Source organism: Desulfoluna sp. HI9BLuna (assembly GCF_056829775.1).
Genome location: NZ_CP186555.1, coordinates 5563874 through 5585838 on the forward strand (window position 1 = coordinate 5563874; position 21965 = coordinate 5585838).

The 21965-nt window shown below is 56.3% G+C and carries 23 protein-coding genes; 9 read left to right on the forward strand and 14 right to left on the reverse strand.

What is annotated here, in order from left to right; genetic code table 11:
• Positions 1–32 precede the first annotated feature (32 nt).
• The 4 genes from ACOYW0_RS22655 to ACOYW0_RS22670 all read right to left on the reverse strand — a co-directional run bounded on the left by ACOYW0_RS22655 (position 33) and on the right by ACOYW0_RS22670 (position 2495).
• Positions 33–485 (reverse strand): DUF3465 domain-containing protein, encoded by a 453-nt coding sequence (locus ACOYW0_RS22655; protein WP_482416013.1) that lies wholly within the window; start codon positions 483–485, stop codon positions 33–35.
• 78 nt (positions 486–563) lie between these two features.
• Positions 564–1061, reverse strand: coding sequence for a GNAT family N-acetyltransferase (locus tag ACOYW0_RS22660; protein WP_482416014.1), 498 nt, complete (start codon positions 1059–1061; stop codon positions 564–566).
• Between the two features lie 173 nt (positions 1062–1234).
• Positions 1235–1756, reverse strand: a complete 522-nt coding sequence (locus ACOYW0_RS22665) for a GNAT family N-acetyltransferase (protein ID WP_482416015.1) — start codon at positions 1754–1756, stop codon at positions 1235–1237.
• A gap of 196 nt (positions 1757–1952) precedes the next feature.
• Positions 1953–2495 (reverse strand): GrpB family protein, encoded by a 543-nt coding sequence (locus tag ACOYW0_RS22670; protein ID WP_482416016.1) that lies wholly within the window; start codon positions 2493–2495, stop codon positions 1953–1955.
• Positions 2496–2920: 425 nt separating this feature from the next.
• Here ACOYW0_RS22670 and ACOYW0_RS22675 point away from each other — a divergent pair, with 425 nt between their 5' ends.
• The 6 genes from ACOYW0_RS22675 to ACOYW0_RS22700 all read left to right on the forward strand — a co-directional run bounded on the left by ACOYW0_RS22675 (position 2921) and on the right by ACOYW0_RS22700 (position 10071).
• Positions 2921–4477 carry a zinc finger protein gene (locus tag ACOYW0_RS22675; protein WP_482416017.1) on the forward strand — a complete coding sequence of 519 codons (1557 nt, stop codon included), beginning with the start codon at positions 2921–2923 and terminating at the stop codon, positions 4475–4477.
• A gap of 114 nt (positions 4478–4591) precedes the next feature.
• Complete coding sequence (locus ACOYW0_RS22680) at positions 4592–5506, forward strand: lysophospholipid acyltransferase family protein (RefSeq protein ID WP_482416018.1); 915 nt, start codon at positions 4592–4594, stop codon at positions 5504–5506.
• 307 nt (positions 5507–5813) lie between these two features.
• A complete protein-coding gene (locus tag ACOYW0_RS22685; protein ID WP_482416019.1) occupies positions 5814–7442 on the forward strand; it encodes a hypothetical protein in 1629 nt (542 codons plus the stop codon).
• 109 nt (positions 7443–7551) lie between these two features.
• Positions 7552–8118: an LPP20 family lipoprotein gene (locus ACOYW0_RS22690; RefSeq protein ID WP_482416020.1), complete on the forward strand. Its 567-nt coding sequence runs from the start codon at positions 7552–7554 to the stop codon at positions 8116–8118.
• A gap of 322 nt (positions 8119–8440) precedes the next feature.
• Positions 8441–8845 carry a hypothetical protein gene (locus ACOYW0_RS22695; RefSeq protein ID WP_482416021.1) on the forward strand — a complete coding sequence of 135 codons (405 nt, stop codon included), beginning with the start codon at positions 8441–8443 and terminating at the stop codon, positions 8843–8845.
• Positions 8842–10071, forward strand: a complete 1230-nt coding sequence (locus ACOYW0_RS22700; protein WP_482416022.1) for a transglycosylase SLT domain-containing protein — start codon at positions 8842–8844, stop codon at positions 10069–10071. The genes ACOYW0_RS22695 and ACOYW0_RS22700 overlap by 4 nt, the downstream gene beginning before the upstream one ends.
• Positions 10072–10083: 12 nt before the next feature.
• Here ACOYW0_RS22700 and ACOYW0_RS22705 read toward each other — a convergent pair whose 3' ends face one another.
• On the reverse strand, positions 10084–10551 hold the full coding sequence (locus tag ACOYW0_RS22705; protein ID WP_482416023.1) for a hypothetical protein: 468 nt from the start codon (positions 10549–10551) through the stop codon (positions 10084–10086).
• Positions 10552–11004: 453 nt separating this feature from the next.
• Here ACOYW0_RS22705 and ACOYW0_RS22710 point away from each other — a divergent pair, with 453 nt between their 5' ends.
• Both ACOYW0_RS22710 and ACOYW0_RS22715 read left to right on the forward strand, forming a co-directional pair.
• On the forward strand, positions 11005–11619 hold the full coding sequence (locus tag ACOYW0_RS22710) for a YkgJ family cysteine cluster protein (RefSeq protein WP_482416024.1): 615 nt from the start codon (positions 11005–11007) through the stop codon (positions 11617–11619).
• A gap of 341 nt (positions 11620–11960) precedes the next feature.
• Positions 11961–13640 carry a DEAD/DEAH box helicase gene (locus ACOYW0_RS22715; RefSeq protein WP_482416025.1) on the forward strand — a complete coding sequence of 560 codons (1680 nt, stop codon included), beginning with the start codon at positions 11961–11963 and terminating at the stop codon, positions 13638–13640.
• 83 nt (positions 13641–13723) lie between these two features.
• Here ACOYW0_RS22715 and ACOYW0_RS22720 read toward each other — a convergent pair whose 3' ends face one another.
• From ACOYW0_RS22720 to ACOYW0_RS22755, 8 genes are all read right to left on the reverse strand, one after another.
• Positions 13724–14131, reverse strand: coding sequence for a hypothetical protein (locus tag ACOYW0_RS22720; RefSeq protein WP_482416026.1), 408 nt, complete (start codon positions 14129–14131; stop codon positions 13724–13726).
• Positions 14132–14311: 180 nt separating this feature from the next.
• Positions 14312–14686 carry a hypothetical protein gene (locus tag ACOYW0_RS22725; protein WP_482416027.1) on the reverse strand — a complete coding sequence of 125 codons (375 nt, stop codon included), beginning with the start codon at positions 14684–14686 and terminating at the stop codon, positions 14312–14314.
• A 366-nt stretch (positions 14687–15052) separates the two neighbouring features.
• On the reverse strand, positions 15053–16219 hold the full coding sequence (locus ACOYW0_RS22730; RefSeq protein ID WP_482416028.1) for a metallophosphoesterase: 1167 nt from the start codon (positions 16217–16219) through the stop codon (positions 15053–15055).
• A 341-nt stretch (positions 16220–16560) separates the two neighbouring features.
• Positions 16561–17292, reverse strand: coding sequence for an amino acid ABC transporter ATP-binding protein (locus tag ACOYW0_RS22735; protein ID WP_180141666.1), 732 nt, complete (start codon positions 17290–17292; stop codon positions 16561–16563).
• Between the two features lie 2 nt (positions 17293–17294).
• Complete coding sequence (locus ACOYW0_RS22740) at positions 17295–18299, reverse strand: amino acid ABC transporter permease (protein WP_482416029.1); 1005 nt, start codon at positions 18297–18299, stop codon at positions 17295–17297.
• A 204-nt stretch (positions 18300–18503) separates the two neighbouring features.
• Positions 18504–19319 carry a transporter substrate-binding domain-containing protein gene (locus ACOYW0_RS22745; RefSeq protein WP_180141662.1) on the reverse strand — a complete coding sequence of 272 codons (816 nt, stop codon included), beginning with the start codon at positions 19317–19319 and terminating at the stop codon, positions 18504–18506.
• An 80-nt stretch (positions 19320–19399) separates the two neighbouring features.
• On the reverse strand, positions 19400–19564 hold the full coding sequence (locus tag ACOYW0_RS22750; RefSeq protein WP_482416030.1) for a hypothetical protein: 165 nt from the start codon (positions 19562–19564) through the stop codon (positions 19400–19402).
• 32 nt (positions 19565–19596) lie between these two features.
• Positions 19597–20355 carry a dimethylarginine dimethylaminohydrolase family protein gene (locus tag ACOYW0_RS22755; protein WP_482416031.1) on the reverse strand — a complete coding sequence of 253 codons (759 nt, stop codon included), beginning with the start codon at positions 20353–20355 and terminating at the stop codon, positions 19597–19599.
• A gap of 528 nt (positions 20356–20883) precedes the next feature.
• On the opposite strand from ACOYW0_RS22755, the gene ACOYW0_RS22760 reads away from it, so the two are divergent.
• Positions 20884–21492, forward strand: a complete 609-nt coding sequence (locus ACOYW0_RS22760; RefSeq protein WP_482416032.1) for a MarC family protein — start codon at positions 20884–20886, stop codon at positions 21490–21492.
• On the opposite strand, the gene ACOYW0_RS22765 is transcribed toward ACOYW0_RS22760, so the two are convergent.
• Positions 21485–21943: a hypothetical protein gene (locus tag ACOYW0_RS22765; protein WP_482416033.1), complete on the reverse strand. Its 459-nt coding sequence runs from the start codon at positions 21941–21943 to the stop codon at positions 21485–21487. The genes ACOYW0_RS22760 and ACOYW0_RS22765 overlap by 8 nt on opposite strands.
• Positions 21944–21965 lie beyond the last annotated feature (22 nt).

Genomic DNA, 21965 nt, shown 5'->3' on the forward strand with positions numbered 1-21965 from the left:
TAACCCTGGCTGGGTTGTTCCAGGTATCAGGCTCACCGGTACAGTTTGCCTCCATGGTTCAACCAGCCGTCTTCATGACGCCCGCTGGGGTCATGATGCGTCCAGTGAACAACGCCCCCTTTGGCGTTCCACTCGTACTGACCGTAGAAATTGATGTGGTCGCCGACCCGGAGCGCGTCAATGCGTGGGGCAAGGTCAATGTTGTGGGCAATCAGGAGTGTTTGGCCGGAATCAAGCCGGACAATAAAGCGTTGGTGCCTGCTCCCCTTGGTGTCGTCGGGCAGCATGGTGATCACTTTACCCGAGCCACCGACCTGGATACCGCTGAGCTTCTCATCAAATGCTCTCTGAAGGGCTTCATCGCTTGAAGACACCTCGGATGTGAAGAGGGAAAAGAGGGGGTTGATGGAGAAAGGGGTATTGAACCGAGTAAAAGCCCCGTAAGCACCCAAGCCGATAAGGATGATAATGACTGCTTTTTTCATGTCAGGCTCCGTATGCTGTTGGCTCAGGGCACGTCATACCCGGCGGTGGGTTGAAATTCATTGCGCGAGTCTATCGGTTTAAGGCAAAGACCCAGTCGGCATAATTGTCGGTTCCCTCTTTTTGACAAAAATTTGTTGTTCATGGTTGATTTCAGTTTTTTGAAAGCCACACACCTTTTCGTAAAAGTAATGGTTTCTTGTGGCCCAGGTGGGCGTTTCAAGTCTCCAGCATTTTGATGGATACCTTGTTTCAATGAAGTTCCAGGCTTTCCGTCCGATCTGTATGTTGTGAAAACAGGGGTCGATGAAAAGTGCGCCCAGAATGCTCATGCCTTGCTCAACCCACCAAATAATAAAGGCGCCAACGCTTTTGTCGTCAAGGACGATTTTATAGGCGATTGATTTTGGATCATCAATGGCCCATTTTTGAAGGAACGACCCATCGTTATAGCCCGGGGGACCGCCTTTTTCGATACCGTCATAAATCTTGGCATCGTTCTCAAAGGCCCTTGTCATGGGGCCTGTCAGGCCATCGATATCGTTTTCCTCTAAAGGGATGAATTGGATGTCAGGCATTGGTCATATCCCACTGATGTTGAGCACTGAAAAAACGTCGGCACTGCTTTTGGAGAACACTGGCATGATCCTGTTTTGCCTCATAAGGCACGCCCTCTATGTCGGGCAAATTCGTTTTCCTGCCACCATATATGTGGCAGATTAAAAAAGTCAAATGTGCAGGCCTGGTGCCGTCATTCTGTCTTCTCGATTATTTTTCTGTACTCAAAAAGCCTGAACGGATTGTTGGGGATTGGCTGGGATTCGCCCGTTTTGGTATAGCCGTTTTTCTCATAAAAATGATGGTTTCGAAACGATTTGTAAGGTGTTGACAGTACCCATTCTGCTGCGTTGCTATACTGTTTTTCGATTAGTCCTAAGGTCGTCGAGCCAATTCGTCTGTCTTGATATTCCCCACGGATGAAAAAGTACTTTATTTCGATTCGCTTACCATCCGATGGAATCACGCAGATGCCACCAACAAGGTCGCCGTTTAATAGAATTTTGTAATAATGACCTTTTTTAATCTCTGATTGATGCCAGGCCAACGACTCAATCCCCGGTGGGTAAGAACCGTACTGATCATAGTCAGTTGTGAACGCCTCCACACTCAGGGCTTTGAGGGCTTCGGCATCATTGATATTTGCCGGTTCGAGTGTTGTCGTCGTCAATTTTATGTCTCCCTGCTTTTTGCCTGGTGCGATGATGCGGTACATGACGTATGTATGCTTCACCCAGTGGGTGTCGAAGACGGGCGTGGTGTAGAAAGTCAGTTTAGACCTCGCCGGTGTGGCTGATTTGAATGTTAAAAAAAGTTGTTATGATCTGGGTGCCTTTGTGGGGCGCACGGTATACATCCGATGTGAGTGCCATATTGATCCGGATTGCGTGGAGGCAGGGGGGAAGCCCCGGCTACTCTATTTCGTTTGCTTTTTTTATTGCATATATTTCATTAAAGGAAAAATCATATTGAGACAGAATGCTTGAGATAAATTCCGTTTTTGCTTCGCAATAGGCATCTACATTATTGGGGTACTTTTCGGCAAGTTTATGTTTGAGTTGTGCATACCTTTTGGCAGCTTCAGGGTGACCTCTCAGGTGGTCTCTGAAAATAAGGTGATTTTTGACTGCTAACGCATGAGGGGCACATACATATGCGTTGTGGGGATGTATCGGGTTGCTGATTTGAAACATTTCCCGCCCCTCGAGGCCTAAATTCCCTCTATGGTAATAACCGATTCCTTCAAGTGCTTTCTTTGCAGACTCAAAACGATCGAAATCATTTAAGATAATATCAATGTCTATGATTGGTTTGGCGTCTAATCCTTCGACAGAGGTGCTCCCGACATGCTCAATGCGACATGAGATGTCCCGAAGGGCATACGATAGCTTAGATGACAAGTCTTCGAACCAGGTTTTCCACTCTGAAGAATATGTGACAACATGAACGTTCATATTTTACAAAATCCGATAGCTAAAATGGTTACGGTCAGTAGAGGGCTCTTTATAAAGTGTTTTTTCTATCTGCTCTACCGTTTATCAGGTGTTTTGATGCGTGGTCTGTCCGGGGAATGTGTGACCCAACCTCGTGAATATATATTTACTCTATTAAAATAGATAATTTCAAGGGGGAGCCGTCTCGGTTTGCAAGTGCACCGAAAAGGGCTGTGAGTTTTTGCTGCACAAGCAGGCATGATGTCCGAAGGGCGGGTGGACGCGACGGCCGGGTTGGGGTCGGGCCTCAGGGCCATCTCGGTTGCGCTATGGGGCCAGTTGTTGTACGTTTAGCTTGTTTTGACAAGCTGACCGTTACCATTACAAGTCCTTAATCTATACTCCTCGGTACCCCACAGGTGACTATGTCGAGTTCTACAAATGGGATGAAATGCCCGGTATGCGGATATCTGAATGACCCGGAGGATGTGGAGTGCATTGCCTGCGGATCGGACATGGCCCTCTCTGCTGAGTCCATTGCCATCGAAAAACAGCGCAGCAAGGAGGCCATGGAGCGCTATCGCCTTCAGCAGGAAGAGCTGCGGCGGGAGCTGGGCATAGACGAACCCGAAGAAGGGCCCCTTGTCATGGCTCGGGAAGAGGAGACCCCTGCGGTTTCAGAACCCGGCGACTCGGGTCCCCTTGAAACATCCCTTGAGATGGAGAGCATCCCTTCGGATTTTTATTCAGACGTGTTCTTGTGTCCTCAGTGCGGCTTTCGAAACGCCAGGAAGGCCATCGAGTGTGTGCGGTGCGGGGTCATATTCAGCAAGCTAAAAGGGATGGACGGAAAAGGCGGTGCTGAGTCATCGGACTTGTCCGGTTCCACGGTACCTGTTCTTGATGACCTGGGGGAGGCGCCCCTTGATACGGGGGCGGGGTACTCTCCTTATGTGCCCGATGCAAAGCCCGAGTCCAGGTCCACCGGAGAAAAGGTGAAGGCCGCCTGGAGGGACGTTGACTTGTCGGGAAAAAGCGAGTCCGCCCTGAAAGGGCTTGGGGGAATAGGCACCCGGATGAAGGCCGTTCCACCGAAATGGTACGGGCTGGCCCTGGGGGTGGTTCTGCTTCTTGTCGCTCTGCCCTTTGCATGGAAGGGGGGCGTTTTTCTTAAGTCTGAGTGGGCACAGCGCTCACGGGTGAAGCTTGAAGCCGCCCTGGTGGATGAGTTTACCGGGAACCGTGCGGCCATCGGTGCAGAGGTGCGAGCCTTTGCCGATTCGGAAAAGTTTGACGAGGCCCGGGCCGTTTTGGATCGATTTGATATCGAGCCCCTTCAGGCAGAGCTTGAACCCTTGAAACGGTACCTGGAAGAGAAGGAGACCTACGCCAGGGTGCTGGCGGTTCCGGCCTGGAAGTTTGAAACCAATTACACGCTCTTTTCCCGTCTCGTTGCGCTGGCACCCTCCAACACATTTTACAGGTCCAAACAGGAATTTTACAAAAAACGCCTGGCAGGGCAGTGCCATGACAAGGCCTTTCGGCTTTACCAGAGCCGGAAGAACGATGCGGCAAAGAGTGCAGAGGCTGTCTCCCTTATAGAAAAGGCTGTGGGGTTTTACCCCAAAAACCGGGCATTCAAAGAGCTTCGAGCCAAAGTGATCCACGCAGACCTTCTTTATTACAAAGGCAACGGAAGCCTTCAGATGGCCCTTCGTGATGAAGGCCTGGGAAAAAGCCTTTATAAGAAGCAACGAAAAATCACCATCTGGCTTCGCAACACAAGCGATGAAATCCTGTATATCAATCCGGACTTTTTTACCCTCAAGACCCGGAACGGTAAGAGCTTGAAATATAACAACGTCATGGAAACCGGGTTTCAGGGCAAGCTTTCGCCCGGAGAGAAAACAGCGGGGGTGCTCTATTTTCGAAGTCTGGCCATGCCAAGGACGCTGACCTTTGAACACCTGGTTGCAGGGACCATACAAAGGGAGTTTCCTTGACCAGTCGGCTGTGATATGCCTGTGTCCGACATGGATCGTTGCGTCAACGGCAACGACCCGGTGCCGCGTGCGGCATTGTTTTTTTAGGATTTTCAGCATGGTTTGGACGATTTAATGAACAAGCGTTTCGTGAAAAAGATCAAGAATGATATCATCTACTACGCCATTTTGGCTCTCATCACTCTGCTTCGGACGCTTAACCGGCGTGCCTCTATCCTGTTGATGCGGGGTGTCGGGCGTCTTGCCTGGTACCTTGCTGTCCATGAACGAAAGAAGAGTCTTCGTCATTTAACACGTGCCTTCGGAAGTGAGATGTCCCGAAAGGAGATTATCCGCCTGTCCAAGGGCGTATTCGACAACCTTTCCGTGTGTGTCGCAGACGCCGTGCGATTGCCGAACCTGGTACGTCAGGGGCTGGATCGTATTGTGAAGGTTGAGAATTTTCATTATCTTACCGATGCCGTGGCCAAGGGCAACGGGGTCCTGCTCCAGACCGGACACTTCGGCAACTGGGAGCTCATGGGGACCTGGCTGGTACAAAAGGGGATTCCCTTGCGCGTCATCGCCAAACGCTCCTATGATCCGAGACTCGATGCCATTATCGTGGGATACCGCAACGGGGCCGGTTATTCCAATACCGCACGGGGAAATGCCTTGAAGACCATGCTTGACGGTCTGAATAACGGCTGTGTGTACGGCATGTTGTTTGACCTGGACACCAAGGTGAAAGGGGTCTTTGTGGATTTTTTCGGCAAGCCTGCCCACACCGCGGTGATCCCCGCCATGATGGCGGTTGAGCATGATATTCCCATTGTTCCCGTGTTTATTCGTCTCAATGACGACTATACCTATACCATTGAGTGTCAGTCGCCCCTTTCTCTTCAACACACCGATGAGCCTTACGTCGATGCTCAGGTGAACACCCAGACCTGTTCCAATGTATACGAGTCCATGATTCGCCGTCATCCCAGGCAGTGGATCTGGATGCACTCCCGATGGAAAAAGCAGCCCCCGAAAGCCGCTGCGTGATGCATTCCGTCCGTTTGCCGGGGGTGCCCTTTCCGGGCACTGCGTCCTGCCTTCCCCGGCGCAGCGAAACCCGTGGGAACAAAGGGTCGAGATATCTTTTGGCCCTGTGATCCCACTCACAACCCCTCACCGGATTCCTGTGGTAAATATATGGGTAAGTGGCAAGGCTGTCATGCCCGCAGTGCGGGCCGACAGGCAGCGCGAAAGGCCATTGAAAACAGGGGCGTGTTCATGTATTTTTTAAAAACAGACAATGAAGAAAACACCATGGCTCCTGCCATCTTCCATACACGGAGACTTTCATATTATGGCTTCATTTAACATACGCATACGCACCGGTTGTCTCGTCGCACTGGCGTTGCTGATAGCAATGCCGCTTTCGGCCGACGAATTCGAAGATTTTGCCAAAAGTGAGATGGGCAGCTTTGCCCAGTATCGCGATGAGCGGGATGCAGAATTCGTCAATTTTCTCAAGGCCCAGTGGGCGGAGTTCGATGCCTCTCGCGGGGTTGTCAGGGACAGTATCCCCAAGCCGTCGGCCATCCCCGTGGCCAAGCCACCGGCCCCTCTGACCGAGGGCGAAGAGGAGGGGGTACAAACACCCCCTGAACCTGCCACGCCTGTGGGGGAGATCGTGCTTCCTGCCTTGCCGCCGTCTCTGCCCCCCGAGCCCGTTGCTGTTCCCGGTGAGGACGGGGAAGAGGGCGTTACACCGGCCCCGGCAGAGCCCCCTGTTGTGGTGGTACCCGTGCCCGAACCGGACGTTCTTGAGGTTCCGGAAGAGCCCTCACCCTTTGACGAACCCTCCGGCGTAGAGCCCGAGATGATCCCTGTTGGGCTTTCCGTCTCTTTTTTCGGTGCAAACCACCTGTTCCGCGGCAAGTTCTCTTTTCCCGAGGCGCCCCTTGCGCCTCCGCTCAAACCGGCCATCGCAGCCTACTGGGAAGTCATGAGTCAGTCGTCGCAGTTTGAGACCTTTTTGTCCCAGGCCCAGGATATGTCCGGCGACCTCGGTCTCAATGACTGGGGCTACCATAATTTTCTTTTTACCTGCGGCCTGGCCGTGCATGGCAACGACCGGGACCTGGCCAACCTGTTCACCTGGTTTATGTCCGTCAAGAGCGGGTACGACGCCCGGGTGGGGTATTCCGATGATCGGGTCTATCTGTTGCTTCCGTCGCGAAACACCCTTTACAGCGTGTCGTATCTTACCCTCCAGGGCACCCGGTACTACGCCGTGACCTTTGACGGCAGCAGGGAAAAGCTGGGGAAGCTTTATACATACAAGGGCAAGTATCCCAAGGCTGATCGCCTGATGGATTACCGGCTCCTCAAGGTGCCGGCCCTGAAGCCAGAGATCACGGAAAAGGAGCTTCGTTTTGAGTACGGAGGAGAACCCCAGTCCGTTAAGGTCTCGTACAACAAGAGCCTGGTAGACTACTACCGGTACTATCCCCAGACCAACATCAAGATTTACTTTGATGCCCTGACCTCCGATGAACTGAACTACTCCATGGTCAGGGAATTGAAGGAAAAACTTGAGGGCAAGAGCGAGAAGGAGGCGGTGGATTACCTCCTGGGCTTTTCCCAGAAGGCCTTCGCCTACAAAACCGATGATGAACAGCTCGGCCATGAAAAGTACATGCTTCCCGAGGAGACCATCTGGTATCCCTATTCGGATTGCGAGGACCGATCCTTTCTTTTTGCTTACCTCGTGCGCCGGATCCTCAAGCTTGACGTGGTGGGGCTCAATTACCCCGGCCATGTGGCAACGGCGGTTCGGTTCAACGACAACGTCCCCGGAGATTACGTGGTGATGAACAACAGGAAGTATATCGTTTGTGACCCGACGTATATCAACGCATCGGCCGGTATGGCGATGCCTAAATACAAACGACGGAATCCCGATGTGGTGAAAATCCGGAACTGGCAGTAACCGACTTCCGCGTTACAGCTATGACCCTGGTCAAGGATGCCGTGAAAAGGAGGTGGTCTCGAAAATGATACCGGACTGCCCCATCAATTACACAAAGGAGAATGAGACGATGAAACGAGTATGGACAGCGGTACTGCTGGTGGTATGTTGTGCATTTGTGATGACCGGTTGCCAGAGCAGCCCCCAGGTTGCGCCCAGCGATCTTCCCTCTTGGGTCCTGATGCCCCCTGAAGGCGGGATCAGCGCTGTGGGTTCCGCAAAGATCGGCCCTGCAGGGATGAGCTTTGCCAAGCTTGAGGCAACCTCCAATGCCCGTGACGAGATCGCTCGCAGCATCAACGTCAAGGTGAAGAACATGATCAAGAACTTCACCGAAACCACCGGCGTCGGCGACGACACCACCGTGGACAAGGTGTTCACCAACGTATCCAAGCAGGTGGCCAAGGTGGACCTCACCGGAAGCCAGATCAAGAACGTTCACCTGGACAAGGCCAATGAGGAGATCTACGTGCTTGTGGCTCTTCAGCCCGAAGCCGTTGCAGGTGTTGCCGACGCCATGAAGCAGGCAGCCGTGACCAGCTACAAGAACGACAAGGCCCTCTGGCAGAAGTTCCAGGCCAAAAAAGGCCACGAAGAGCTGGACAAAGAGATCGAAAAAGAGTTCGGCAGCATGTAGTCACCTTCGGGTGCTGCTGATCGGATGATTCCACGACGGGGGGAGGGTTGCCAAAGCCCTCCCTCCTTGGGTGGATGTGATAGAGGGGGGAGGAGGGCTCGTGTGACACGCCGGCTGGAATCGAACACCGGTGAGCACCGACTAAGGACGAATCATGGCGTGCCTTGGGGTGAGTCCTTCGGATTTTTTTTGCCGCGTGTGTGATACCTGTTCACGGGCGCGGTGTTTTGTTTTGTGATGCGGGGTGGGGGTCCGAATGCTCGGGCAAAATATGGATCGTCCGGACACGTGGGCGGACGTGCATCACATGGGAGGATGCGGTGTGAAACGAGTATATGTGCTTGTGGGTATGATGGCTTGTCTGTTGGTTTTGGGGGGATGCACCGGTGCAACGGCACCTGCCACACATCCCCCGGCATGGATCCTGAATCCGTCGGATGGCGGGACGATGGCCGGTGTGGGCAGTTGCCGTCCTCACCTTAACGGCTACAGTGCCCAGAGGAAGCAGGCCATTCGGCGTGCCCTTGATGAAATTGCCATGCAGAAGGGGACAACCATCAGCAACGTGTCTCTGGTGGGCACAACCGGCACCAGGGCCGGAACGAGTACCAGCATGGAGAGCTGGAGTTTCCAGACTGTCGACAACCAGACGGTGACGGCTGTTGTCAGGGCATCCTGGAAGGACCCTGTAACCGAGGAGCTGTTTGTATGGGTGGTTTCAAAATGAATGTACGGTGTGCAGCCGCCCTGCGGGGGGCTGCCTTGGCCCTTTGTGTTGCCCTTATCTGTGGGGTGACGGCCTCGGCATGGGCCGAAGGGATGGCAGACGCCCAGAGTGAGTTTGCAGCCTTTAAATCCGATGAAGCGGATTTTGAGCGCTACAAAACGGGCATCGACGATGAGTTCGCGGCTTACAAAACCATCATTGATGAGGAGTTTGCATCGTATCGGAGCAAGATCCTCAAGGTCTGGGGCGTGCCCGAGGTCTCCACGAAAAAAACCTACGTGGGCTACTCCTCCGATTTCAAGGTGAAGAAGGTCGTGGACTATGAAAAAGGGGTCATCAAGGTCAGCGCGGTGGTCCCCGCATCGGAAAAGAAACCGGAGAAGGTCCTTGAGGGGCACTTGAAGGACCTGATGAACCAAAGCGCCAAGGGGGCGTACAAGGCCGATCAGTTTACCACAGGGGTGGAGAAGAAGCTGAAAAAGCAGGTGACCTCCTCGCAACTGAAGGGGGCCGAGGTGGGGAATCATCCCATCGTGGCCGACATGGTGACGGGGAAGCTTCGCCCCTCCGACAAGGAGATCGATGCGTCCATGGCCGGGTTGATGGGAACGGCCACAACGGCCGTGAAGAAAGCCCCCAAACAGGCCGGGGCCAATGTGGTAACCCTGGAAGTGAAGATTCCGTCCACGGGGCGGGCTGTCAAGGCCAGGGCCTATCTGTCTGACGTGAAGAGGCAGGCCGCCAAGCGCGGTGTGGACCCCGCCCTTGTGCTGGCGGTCATGGAGACGGAGAGTGCGTTCAATCCCATGGCGCGTTCTTATGTGCCGGCTTACGGGCTCATGCAGATCGTGCCCAAAAGTGCCGGTCGGGACGCCTCCAAAGTGGTCCTTGGCAAAGATGTGGTGCTCTCGCCGTCGTACCTTTACAACGGACGGAACAACATCGCCATGGGCGTGGCGTATCTCTATATTTTAAACGATCGCTACCTGGTGTCCGTCAAGAACCCGGAAAGCCGTCTGTATTGCGTGATTGCGGCATACAACACCGGGGCGGGCAACGTGGCGCGGGCCTTTATCGGCACCACGAACATCGAGAAGGCGGCAAAGAAGATCAACAGCATGCCGCCCGAAAAGGTCTACAAGGTGCTTGTCCGGAAATTGCCCCACAAAGAAACCCGCGACTATTTGCAGCGGGTTTCCATGCGCATACCGACGTATCGGGCGTAATTCGTATTTTTATTAACCGATGCCGTACTCCAGGGGGCGAGAGGCCTGCTCTTCGCCTTCTGGGTCGGATGGCGGGCTGGAGAGATTAAAGAAGCCGGATTGGCCGGTGATGGTCCAGCCGGTGGTATCCCAAAGGTTGGCCCTCTCCATTTCAGAGCCGTGGTAGTAGAGTTCTCCGAGGGGGGTTGTGAGGGTTTCTCCCTTTTTGCCTGAAACGGGAGAGCCGTTATGAAAGAGGTCTCCGTGGATGCCCTGGCTTCGTGTGCCTTTGTTGGTGACGTAGACAACGAGCTTCCAGCCCTCTTTTTCGTAGATTCGCTCGGGCATCTGTTCGCATGCCCGGGTTGTTTTCATTGCTGTGTTGTGGCCCATTTCGCGCGAGGCGTAGGAGGACCCGGATTTCATGGTGGTTCCACCGCAGGACGCGATGAAAACCGTTAAGGCCGTTACGATCAGGATCGACACTTTTTCAAGGCTCATGCAATCAAACTCCTTACAGAAAAAACGTGGCACGCCGCAGGGGGTGTTGCCGGGATTGCTGTCAACGCATTAGACAGTCACAGGCGTTGTCGTAAATCCCAAGGCGCCCTGTTGCCGGGTGTCTATGTCAAACGAGTCCATACATATCACAATTAACTTCCTGAATCCACCTTAAAAAATGTTTTCCATGGGCGCCGGACTCCGGTGGGGGGAGGGAACTTTTTTTCGCGGGCGGGTATTTACCTGGAGACAAACAAAGAAATAAGTTGACATCCTGCCGTTAATGACCGATGCTCCCGTCCGTACCTGACTCCTTTGGGAGATGTCCTTATATCAAGGCGACCTCATACCTGAACGTTCCCGCCCTTTTATAAAGTCCTTCTCAAGTTGGATCCAACATGGTGTTGAGTGCCTTTGGGCCAGGTTTATCCCTTACTTGAAAAGGTGAAAACCATGGCTGAAGGTGCATGGGACGCTGCGGTCCGCGAGGTGCTGGTGCGTGTTGCCGAAGAGTGCCCGCAGGAGGAAGCAGGCCCTCGTCTTGCAGCTGTCGGCTGTGAGATGGGCGAATACATGGTGGCAAAGGTGGAGGCGGATCAGGGGCTTGAAGGAGCCTCGGATTGCCGGAAAGGATGCGGCTGGTGCTGTCATGCCCAGGTCCCCGTGTCCCGGCCCGAAGCGGAATGGCTGCGTGACTGGATGGATACCCATTTCCAGGCGGCCGAGCGCGACGACACCCTGGAGCGGATTGCCCGCAACCTGGACCTCACCAAGGGCCGCTCCCTGGACGAGCGCGTCGCTGTCTGGGATCAGACGCCTTGTATTTTCCTTCATGAAAACGTCTGCCGGGTTTACCCGGTACGGCCCCTGGTGTGCCGAGCGTGGCACGCCGTGGACAAGGAGCAGTGCCGAAGGGCCTTTCTGGCCCGGGAGGCAAACGCCGAAGTCGACAACACCCCCTTCAGGAATTTTATTCTCGGGGTGGTTCGAGACGAACTGGCGCGGCTCATGCCCTGGCCCGGAAACGGTGTTCTGCCGCTCCCGGAGGCCATGGCGCTTCTGGTGTAGAACCGCACCTTTCTCCGCGACTGCACCGCATGGTTATGAAAACCGTTTTTAGTTGATATGTTCGGGCGATCCACCGGGCTGATCCAGAGCCTGTGTGCCGCCCTTTTTGTATGCCCTGTTCGGGGCTTGCGGCCTTCAGGGAAGGCCGTTAAGAAAAATATGTTCGCGACACGTCCTGGGTTTGATGTCTCTTGTGCCTTGTGATGCACTGCGGTGCCGGTGCGAGAAAGGGAAGATATCAGTGGATTCGGTGACGGTTTGCGACAACAACCACCACCACGCCCGTGCGTGATGAAAGAGAGCAAGCGAATATTATGTCCCTTTGTTTTGATGAGTTTGGATTGCGTCAGGAACTGGTTGACGCCGTAGCCGCCCTTGGGTTCACCGAGCCCACCCCCATTCAGGAAAAAGCCCTGGACACCCTGCGAGAGAACACAGGGGACCTTGTGGCCCTTGCCCAGACAGGAACCGGCAAGACCGCGGCCTTCGGCCTTCCCCTGATCAACCGTATCCAGACGGACAACCGCCGTATCCAGGCCGTTGTGCTTTGTCCCACCCGTGAACTCTGCATCCAGATTTCCCGGGATTTTCTTGCCTTTGCAACGAACATCCCCTCACTCCAGATCGCCTCCATCTACGGCGGGTCCTCCATTGCCCTTCAGATCCGTCAGGTCAAACGCGGATCCCAGATCGTTGTGGCTACCCCGGGTCGTCTTCTGGACCTCATGGGACGCGGCGTGGTGGATCTCTCCAATGTGACCAATGTGGTTCTGGACGAAGCAGACGAGATGCTCAACATGGGCTTTAAAGAGGCCATCGACGACATCCTCAAGGAGACCCCGGACTCTTCGGCAACCTGGCTTTTTTCCGCCACCATGCCCAAGGGGGTCGCGGCCATTGCCCGTGGCTTCATGACCGATCCGGTGGAGGTGACCGTGGGCAAGAAAAACAGCGCCTCGGCACGCATCGACCACGAAAACTACGTGGTTCGTCCCGGCGCACAGCTCGTGGCCCTGAAGCGCATCATTGATGGCTACCCGGATATTTACGGGGTGGTCTTCTGCCGCACCCGCCATGAAACCCGGCAGGTGGCAGAATCCCTTCTTGAGGCCGGCTACGATGCCGACGCTCTCCACGGGGACCTCTCCCAGCAGCAGCGCGATGTGGTGATGCAGCGTTTCAGGAACCGTCGCCTCAAGCTCCTCGTGGCAACAGACGTTGCCGCCCGCGGGATCGATGTGGAAGGGATCTCCCACGTGATCCACTTCGGCCTCCCCGATGAGGTGGCGGCCTATACTCACCGCAGCGGGCGAACGGCCCGTGCGGGTCGTTCCGGAAAGTCCCTTGTGATCATGAGCTGGCGCGATCACCGCAAACTCGGCCTTGTGGCCGCACGGTGCGGGATTCGCTTCAAGGCGTGCAAGGTGCCCGAAGGGGAGGCCATCTGCAAGCTCAAGCTGGCCGATATGGTGGAGAAGCTCAAGGCTGTTGAGGTGGATTACGACGCCGTGGGCGAGTACCTGCCTTCTGTTTACGAATCCCTTGAGGGGTTGAGCAAAGAAGAGCTGATCAATCAGATCGTGGCCGAGCGGTTCAACAGCGTGGCCGCAGCCTACAAAGGGGCGGAGGACATCAACGACCGCGGTGCGCAGCCCCGTCGTCCCCGTCAGGACCGTGGGAACCGATCCTACGGCGACTCCCGCTCTTCAGGCATGCAGCGCATTACCTTCAACAAAGGGGCCAACAACCGTATCAACCAGGGCGCGGTCATTCGCCTGGTGTGCGAACGTGCCGGTATTTCATCCCGCCAGATCGGACGCATCGACATCGGCAAGGACGCCTCTTATTTTGAGGTGGAAGGCGGGCTGGCCCGTCACGTGTTCCATGCCATGAAAGGGGCGACCCTGGACGGGCAGCGCCTGTTCGTGGAGATGCAGGGTGGAGGGGACTCGGCCTGGCGCGGCGCGCGTCGGACCAACCGTGGCGGCGGTCGCCGACCCCAGGGGCGACGCGCTTCCTGAGCCATGCCCTGACATGTGATTTCGTTAAAAACAAAAAAACGGCCGACGTCTGATGACGTCGGCCGTTTTTGGTTTATGGGGGATCAGAAAAAGAAGCCGCCGGTTGCGATGCCGGCCGGGATGGTGATGACTGTGGCCGCTGCCGCAGGCATCATGAGAAGGTCCTGGCTGACCGTCTGGAATTCACGGTGGATAAGGTGGGGCTGCTGCACCGTGTGGTTCATGTCCCGGATCTCCCTGAGCACATCGGAGGGCACCATGGCATTGAGGGTCGAAAGGACCTGGATGGCGTCCTGCCGGTTCTTCTCTTCGCGGCGTTGCTCTTCCGTTGCCCTTTCTCCCTGAAGGGTGGCAATACCGCTCTGGGCGGTTATTGCCATCATCTCCCGGTCTGTCATGCCTTTGAGCTCTGCAAGGGCATAAGGGGAGGTAAACAACAGACTGCCAATCATCAGTAACGTATAAGCTAATTTTTTTATTGCAGGTGTCATTTTTTTCTCCATGGCGGGCCGATCCGGGGGGCCCCGTTGACTCGGGGGCCCGCCGGATTAAACCCGTACCGGTAGTGTTCCGGGCCCTCGGGGTGCCGCTGCGGTTGGGGTGGTGAGCGGCACGGGCCCGTTGGAACCCGGCTGGCGGGATGCTTGCCGTACGTTGGGAGTCGGGAAGGCTCAGGGGTTGGTGATTTTCAGGGCTTCGTCGATGAAAAACTGGGGAAGCCGCCCGGGCGTGGCCTCATCGAAAAGCTGGCTGATGGTCTGGCCGGATGCCTTTCCTGCCTCGAAGTTGGCGAACTCGGTGAGGCGTTCGTGGGAGTTTTCCACCGGGTATTCGGTGGTGTTGTTACGCCTCAGGATCTCCCGGTTGACCTCGGTGTTGCGTTCGGCAAGGTGAGCGAGGGCATGCTCGGAGTGGATGCCCCTTGCGCCGGAGATGTCAGCCATGGATCCCTCGGAGAGGCGTTGGGGGTCTGCCTGGACGTTGCCGGCAACAAGAAGAGCACCGACGGCAATAAGGGCCAGAATGGTTAACGGAGGTTTTTTCATGGGGCTTCTCCCGTGCCTTGGTCAGGCTGTTGCATGGTTTGGTGTGTCAGGCCGTCACTGCACGCGGAGAAGAGGTGAAAGGGGCATCGGCTGAATGCTGGCTTTGTGACCTGAGGTGTTGCTTACAGGTATTTCACGTTCCGTACCAAGGGGGAGAAAATGGGGCTTTTTTTTAAGGCATGGGGGTGACAGAAGGGGAATGACGCCAATGGTGGGGGCTTCGAGGGGGCGTAACCGCATGTGGGGGAAGATCGGTCCGGTGATGGGGGTGGTGGTACCGCTCTGGTTTTGTTCACTATACCACACCCGGGACTATCTTTCCCCTATGGCGAATATGGGGGCGTTCACTATCTGGAACACAGGGGATTACGAAAAGAGGTGGAGGGTGATTTCGGACGGGGAGCCGAGGCGAAAAGGGGGGCCCCAGAAGCCCGTGCCGCGATTGATGTAGAGGCGGTGGCCGTCTTCTTCGTAGAGTCCTGCCACCCACGGCTGGACCGTGTGGATCACCCAGGTGTAGGGCAGGTACTGCCCGCCATGGGTGTGGCCGCTGAGGGTGAGGTGGCAGTTCTGGGCCTTGGCCTCGGTGAAGGAGAGGGGCTGATGAGCCAAAAGGATCCGGTAGGCCTCGTCGGGGGCACCGGACAGAGCCTCCTTCGGGCTGGAGGCGTGTTCGGGCACCAGGCGGCCTGCGTGGTAGTCCGTAACCCCCGCAAGGACCAGGGGAGTACCCTTGTAGTCCAGGGTCAGGTGGCTGTTGAGGAGCGTGGTGAAACCCAGCCGTGCGACTTCGTCGAGCCAGGGGCGCACCCCGGAGTAGTACTCATGGTTGCCGGTGATGAAGTATTTACCCATGGGAGGGGCAAGGTCCGCCAGGGGGGCGACATCATCCCTGAGCATGGCTACGGACCCGTCCACGAGATCCCCTGTGAAGACCACCATATCCGGTGACAGGGCAGAGATCTGGCTGACCACCCGTTCCACCATGCTGCGGCGGATGGTGTGGCTGACGTGGAGGTCGCTGATCTGGACGATGCGAAGTCCCTTGAGACCGGGCTGCACCGCAGGGTGGGTGACGGTGACCACCTCCGGGGCTTTGAGCCCTCCTTTAAGGGCCAGGCCGGCAAGGGTTGCGGTGCTTCCTGCGATGGCCAGGTTGATGCCGTTAATGAGAAAGCCCCGGCGGTCAGGGGCAAAGGGCAGGGCCATGGCCGCGTGGCCTTTTGTGGAGCCAAAGGGAAGAAGGGAGACAAAGGCACCCACCAGGTCCCGAGCCATCACTCCGCAGATCAGGATGGAGTAGGTGCCCATGAGGAGATAGCCCACCCAGGCCATGGCGTCGAACAAGGGGCCTTTCTGCCCCAAGGTTCGCAGGTAAAAAAGCAGGGGGGAAAAGAAGAGGGCGTAGAAAAGGCTCAGCCAGAGAAGAAAGCGGATGAATACCGGCAGGGGGAGCTGGTTGAAGAATCGGATCCCTCCGAACCAGATGAACACGGAGATGGAGACGATAAGAAAAAGGATAAAGAGGCTCATGGTTTGATTCTTTGGTTGGGTTGTCATGGCGTCGGGCTGCGCGGGGCGGCAGCCTGTGTCGCTGACGCTTGGCCTCCGGTGGCATCGGAGGTCAGGCGGGATTTTTTTAGAATATCCGGGCCAATGGCATGCTTTATAGTAGGGCAATATGGGGACGCGGCACAATCTAAAATACGCGGTGCCGGTGTGCGGGCATAAAAAAAGCGGCCACCCTGTGGAGGGTGGGCCGCTTTTTGGGTATCGGGGGCTCGAAAACCGCGATGCGCTAAACCGGATATTTTATGGGCCGGGTGCGCTTATCCGGAATGCACCGGGCTCACAGACACACATGAAAATCCGGGCTAAAGGATCTGGTTGAGAAAGGTCTGTGTGCGCTCGCTTTTGGGGTTGGAGAAGAACTCCTCGGGGGTGCCCTCTTCGATGACGCATCCGCCGTCCATAAAGATGACCCGGTCGGCCACCTCCCGGGCAAAGCCCATTTCATGGGTAACCACCACCATGGTCATGCCTTCCTTGGCAAGGCCTTTCATGACGTCCAGTACCTCGCCAACCATCTCCGGGTCCAGGGCGCTGGTGGGTTCGTCAAAGAGGATGACCTTGGGGTCCATGGCCAGGGATCGGGCAATGGCCACGCGCTGCTGCTGGCCGCCGGAGAGCTGGTTGGGGTAGACCTGGGATTTTTCCTCGATGCCCACTTTTTTAAGGAGCATCATCCCCTTTTCTTCGGCCTCGGCCTTGGAGCGCTTTCTGACGCTCATCTGGGCCATGGTGAGGTTTTCCAGCACGGTTTTGTGGGGAAACAGGTTGAAGGACTGGAACACCATGCCCGCTTCGGCCCGGATGGCGTTGATGTTGGCCTTGGGGTCGAGGACGTCGTCGCCGTCGATGGTGATGGAGCCGCTGTCGGCATACTCCAGTCGGTTCAGGCACCGGAGGAAGGTGCTCTTCCCGGAGCCCGACGGGCCGATGATGACCACCACTTCTCCGGGGGCCACCTCAAGGGAGGCGTCCTTCAGGGCGTGGATTTTGTGGGGCGCATAAAAATATTTATTCACATGTTGTGCACGTATCATGATTACACCGCTCTTTTTTCAAGTTTCTGGACAAGCAGGGAGAAACCGAAGGTGAGGACCAGGTAAAGGGCCGCACAGACGATCCAGAGTTCAAAGGGTTGCAGAGACGAGGTGACCACCTCACGGGTGATTTTGGTCAGCTCACGGACGGAAATGACCCCCAGCAGAGAGGAGTCTTTGATGAGGCTGATGAACTGCCCGGCCAGGGCCGGTAAAATCCGGTTGATGGCCTGGGGCATGATCACCTTGCGCATGGCCTCGGCGTAGCTCATGCCGAGGGACCGGGCCGCCTCCATCTGGCCCACCTGCACGGACTGAATCCCCGCACGGACGATCTCTGCGGTGTAGGCGCCGGTGAAGATGGCCAGGGACAGGATCCCGAACCAGAGGGTGGGGATCTTGGCTATGCCCAGGTCCATGAGGATTCGGTTGACCAGGGTGCCGATGACAAAATACCAGATCATCAGCTGAACCAGCAAGGGGGAGCCTCGAACCAGTTCAATATAAGTGATGGCGGACCATTTGAGGGCCGGGTTGTCCGAGATGCGCATCAGGCCGGTGACAATGCCGATGACCATGGCCAGGATGATGGCGTAGAAGCTCGCCTTGAGGGTGATCCAGAGCCCGTAGAGGAGAAGGCCCGTCTGCCACTTTTTTTCCATGCCCAGGGGGTCGCCGGCGTAGATGTAGTCGCCTTCCGTCGCAAGGAGGCTGCTGGTGGGAAGGGTGTAGGTCTCGGCCTCGCCGACACCTCTCACCGTGACGCGGGTGGTCTTGCCCTCGGTCTCGATCTGGGCCACGAGGCCGTCGATTTCGCTTAAGGTCTCCACCTCTTCCTGATACACAAAATAGTCCGGCACCTGGTACCAGCGCCACACGTAGTCCACCGACTTGGTGGCCACATACAGGCCGGCCATGCCGAGGATGAGGGCGACGAAAAAGATGCTTGTCCAGAGGGTTTTGTACGCCTTGGGTCGCGGCGCATCCAGACCCGGGTAAAGTGACATGTCCTGCTCCTTTGTCCGCGGCCGGCATGTGTCGGTTTGCCTGAAGGCTGCGGGAGGGGTCGTGCCCGAACCGGTTGCCGAAGGGCGTCGGTTCGGATCTTAAAGAGGGTGAATCGGTGGAAACACAAGACGGCCACGCAACAAATCACCCCGGAAGCTCAAGGCTGCCGGGGTGACTGTGTGCGGAAAACCGTCGGGGTCCGATTACATATTTTTAAACCACTTGGTGCTCGTGATCCACTTGTGGTGGAGACGGTCGTAGGTGCCGTCTGCCTTGATCTGGCGAACGAAGTTGTTCAAAAAGTTGAGGAAATCGGGGTCGCCTTTGCGGATGCCCATGCCCAGGGGCTCGTAGGTGAAGGGCTCGTCCAGGAGGATCGCTTTGCCTTCTCCGTGCTGGGCCATGAACACGACGCCAAAGGGCAGATCGTAGACAAAGGCGTCGGACTGGCCGTTGACCACGTCCATGGCGCCGTCGGCTTCCTTGTCAAAGGACTTGTATTTGGCCTTGGGGATCATGCGCTTGGTGGCCATCTCGCCGGTGGTGCCGATGCGCGAGGCAACGGTGTACTTGGGATCGTTCAGGTCCTTATAGGAGTGGACCTTGTCCTTGAGGCGCTTGTTCAGGATAATGGCCTGACCCACCACGATGTAGGGCTCGGGGAAGTTGATCTGGGTGTTGCGGCTCTGGGTGATGGTCATGCCGCTGAGGATGACATCGAACTTGTCGGTGAGCAGGGCGGGGATGATCCCGTCGAAATCGGTGTTGACGATGGTGAGCTTGACGCCCAGGGACTTGGCCAGGAGCTTGGCGATGTCAATGTCGAAGCCGACGATGTTTCCCTTTTTGTCGGTCATCTCAAAGGGCTGGTAGCCGGGGTCAAGGCCGATGCGGAGTTCTTTGCGTTCCAGGATCTTGTTCAGAGTGGATTTCTTGGCCAGTTCAATGTCGTCTGCGAATCCCTGGGCGGCAAATGCCAGCAGGCACAGGGACGCAATCAGCATCTGTTTGAGCTTCATCGGTGAATAATCCTCCAGTTCGTTCTCTCCGTTAACACATAACCCTTACGGTCAGGCGGGTGCAAGGCACGGCCTTTGGATCAATACTTGCCTTCCGTAAGGACCTCTTTGATGATCATTTTTTTTCGACAGACGGGGCAGTCCGGCATTTTTTCATCGGGAAGGTAGATGATCTGGCTGCGTTTGCACTGCGGGCAGTGCACCTCCACCGCTTCCCTTTTGTATCGGTTTTTGATGATGTCCATGGGACCTCCTCGTCAAAAAAAGACTGGTAACATTAAAAACGAAGGGACAGACAGGTCAGCCCGCCGTCCATTTTCCGCGTTTCGCTGGTGTCCAGCTCCACAATGGGAAGCGCCAGCGCCTCGAGCTTTGCCCGTGTTTTGGGGAAGCCTTTGGGCATGATCAGTGTGTCGTTGATAAGAAGGGTGTTGCCTGCGTACTCTTCTTCCGGGTCCAGTACGATGAGGGTGTAGTCCTTGAGCTCGCTGCGGTCCTTGAAGGCTTCGGTGACCAGCAGGGTGTTTTTTCCCACGTAGTTGACGCTGGACTTGAAGTGGAGCCCGGCGGCCACGGGGACGGGGGTCCATGTGTAGCCGTGTCGGCTGACGATGTCGCCCAGCTGGGAGGCACCCTCCTCATTGGTTCGATCGGAGACGCCGATGAAGAAATGGCGATCCACCATGAGGATATCGCCGCCATCCACGGTGCCCGGGGCCGAGATCTTTTCAAGGGTGCGGTGGGCGGCCAGGGCCTTTTCGATGGTGACCTCTTCGCCTTTTCGCGCATCGGCTCCGGGGTTGGTGATGACGGCTGCTTCGGGAAAAACCACGGCGGTGTCCTCCACAAAGTGGGCATCCGGGTAGGCCTCTTCCGCCTCAAGCTCCTCCACCGCAAGGCCCAGGTCCTTCAGGGCCTGAACATAGGCTGCGTGCTGAGCAAGCATTGTATCATAATTCGGGGCACCCAGGGTCTGCGTGGTGATGCCTTTGGCGAAATTTTTACAGGGTTTTCTGACGATAGCTTTCTGAAACATAGCGAAACCACCAACTCCTTACAACAATAACGGTAACCGATCCCTTCCACAGCAGAAAAACGGCAACCATGCATAGCCATGGTGCCGTCGGCGGGCAACAAACGGGTCAACAGAGCCGGGACCGTCATGCGGGCAACCCGAGAGTGCGAACGTATCCTAAAAAATAGATGACGTTACGTTTTTAGTCGTGGAAAGAAGTCATGTCAACCCTATTTCAAAAGGGGGCCGGAAAATCGGGGGCGCGACGGGGCGAACGTCCACGCGGCTTACTGAAACATCCAGAGATACAAGGGGTTGCCGGGCGGGTGACGCGGGAACGGACGGCTGGGTTTCGAGCTCGGTATGGAAACTCCTTTCTTTTGTTCTTCAGGTGGGTTAGAAAACAGGGGTTGCCTCTTTGAAGCATTCCTTAAAAAACAACGGCGGTTGACACAACAGCCTGCCCCGGACCCTTTCCGGCCAGGGTGGGGGCTTGTTGCGGCAAGTCGCCTTTTATCACCTTATCATGCGTTTTTCTGGAATCGAACCATGCCCGTTGAAACGTTTCTCCATGCCCTGACATCGTATTTTGTCATCATCGACCCCCTGGGGGCCGCCATTATTTTCTATGCCCTCACCGACGGGAAAGGCCGCTCCTACAGCCGCACCATGGCCGTGAAGTCCATTGCGGTCTCCACGTGCATCATCCTGGCCTTTGGCTTTTTCGGGGAGGTCCTCCTGACCCGCCTGGGTATCAGCATTGAGTCCTTGCGCGTTGCCGGGGGGCTCCTTTTGTTTTACACGGCGTTTCACATGATCACCGGCTCCGATTCTCACCAGCAGAGTGGGAGCATCCAGGGGCTGACGGACATCAGCGTGTACCCCATGTCCATCCCGCTTTTGTCCGGCCCCGGGTGTCTGACCCTTACCATTCTGCTCTTTTCCGGCGCCACAGGCACCGCCGAGATGGTCGCCGTGGTGGGAGCCGCCCTTATCATCAACACCATTACCCTTGTATCGTTTCTCTTTGCAGGTACTGTGATGCGGTGCATCGGAGGGACCGGCGACGACATTATCAAGCGTCTTTTCGGCGTGCTTCTGGCTGCCCTGGCCATTCAGTTCATCGCCGACGGCATCCGTCAGCTGGCCGCTATGTAGGGCTGCCTGCAGGGTCGGTGGGCCTTGTGAACGTGTCGAGGTGGGATTTCAGCGTGTTTTTTTCGGCATGGAGAAGGGGACGCCAGGTGATGGTGTAGATGGTCTCATCACCGTCGTGGTATGCGGGGGTGAAATGGGCCGCGTGGAAGGCCTCTTTGAGGAAGGGGTCGCACTCGATCCACAGGGTGCGCCGGATGCACAGATCAAAGGTGCGGAAAATGTGACGCCCCAGGCTTTCTGCGCAGATACGGCGCCGCGGGCCCTCGGAGATGTCTTCTGCAAGCACCACATGGCGCTTCAGGGGCATGGCATAGGGCGTGTCCGCGGCCAGGTCGATGATGCGCAGTCGGCACGTGATAAGGCAGGGGGAACTTTGGCCGTCCTGCCCCGCACACTCCCTGCATCCCCCTTGGGGGCCGTTCCATCGATAGATATCATCGTAGATGAGCAAAACCGGCTCTCCTTGTTTCTGT

What these genes read in the sequence shown, in the direction of transcription:
- ACOYW0_RS22655 (WP_482416013.1), bottom strand. Translation starts at nt 485, where the DNA reads ATGAAAAAAGCAGTCATTATCATCCTTATCGGCTTGGGTGCTTACGGG.
- ACOYW0_RS22660 (WP_482416014.1), bottom strand. Translation starts at nt 1,061, where the DNA reads ATGCCTGACATCCAATTCATCCCTTTAGAGGAAAACGATATCGATGGC.
- ACOYW0_RS22665 (WP_482416015.1), bottom strand. Translation starts at nt 1,756, where the DNA reads ATGTACCGCATCATCGCACCAGGCAAAAAGCAGGGAGACATAAAATTG.
- ACOYW0_RS22670 (WP_482416016.1), bottom strand. Translation starts at nt 2,495, where the DNA reads ATGAACGTTCATGTTGTCACATATTCTTCAGAGTGGAAAACCTGGTTC.
- ACOYW0_RS22675 (WP_482416017.1), top strand. Translation starts at nt 2,921, where the DNA reads ATGAAATGCCCGGTATGCGGATATCTGAATGACCCGGAGGATGTGGAG.
- ACOYW0_RS22680 (WP_482416018.1), top strand. Translation starts at nt 4,592, where the DNA reads ATGAACAAGCGTTTCGTGAAAAAGATCAAGAATGATATCATCTACTAC.
- ACOYW0_RS22685 (WP_482416019.1), top strand. Translation starts at nt 5,814, where the DNA reads ATGGCTTCATTTAACATACGCATACGCACCGGTTGTCTCGTCGCACTG.
- ACOYW0_RS22690 (WP_482416020.1), top strand. Translation starts at nt 7,552, where the DNA reads ATGAAACGAGTATGGACAGCGGTACTGCTGGTGGTATGTTGTGCATTT.
- ACOYW0_RS22700 (WP_482416022.1), top strand. Translation starts at nt 8,842, where the DNA reads ATGAATGTACGGTGTGCAGCCGCCCTGCGGGGGGCTGCCTTGGCCCTT.
- ACOYW0_RS22705 (WP_482416023.1), bottom strand. Translation starts at nt 10,551, where the DNA reads ATGAGCCTTGAAAAAGTGTCGATCCTGATCGTAACGGCCTTAACGGTT.
- ACOYW0_RS22710 (WP_482416024.1), top strand. Translation starts at nt 11,005, where the DNA reads ATGGCTGAAGGTGCATGGGACGCTGCGGTCCGCGAGGTGCTGGTGCGT.
- ACOYW0_RS22720 (WP_482416026.1), bottom strand. Translation starts at nt 14,131, where the DNA reads ATGACACCTGCAATAAAAAAATTAGCTTATACGTTACTGATGATTGGC.
- ACOYW0_RS22725 (WP_482416027.1), bottom strand. Translation starts at nt 14,686, where the DNA reads ATGAAAAAACCTCCGTTAACCATTCTGGCCCTTATTGCCGTCGGTGCT.
- ACOYW0_RS22730 (WP_482416028.1), bottom strand. Translation starts at nt 16,219, where the DNA reads ATGAGCCTCTTTATCCTTTTTCTTATCGTCTCCATCTCCGTGTTCATC.
- ACOYW0_RS22735 (WP_180141666.1), bottom strand. Translation starts at nt 17,292, where the DNA reads ATGATACGTGCACAACATGTGAATAAATATTTTTATGCGCCCCACAAA.
- ACOYW0_RS22740 (WP_482416029.1), bottom strand. Translation starts at nt 18,299, where the DNA reads ATGTCACTTTACCCGGGTCTGGATGCGCCGCGACCCAAGGCGTACAAA.
- ACOYW0_RS22745 (WP_180141662.1), bottom strand. Translation starts at nt 19,319, where the DNA reads ATGAAGCTCAAACAGATGCTGATTGCGTCCCTGTGCCTGCTGGCATTT.
- ACOYW0_RS22750 (WP_482416030.1), bottom strand. Translation starts at nt 19,564, where the DNA reads ATGGACATCATCAAAAACCGATACAAAAGGGAAGCGGTGGAGGTGCAC.
- ACOYW0_RS22755 (WP_482416031.1), bottom strand. Translation starts at nt 20,355, where the DNA reads ATGTTTCAGAAAGCTATCGTCAGAAAACCCTGTAAAAATTTCGCCAAA.
- ACOYW0_RS22760 (WP_482416032.1), top strand. Translation starts at nt 20,884, where the DNA reads ATGCCCGTTGAAACGTTTCTCCATGCCCTGACATCGTATTTTGTCATC.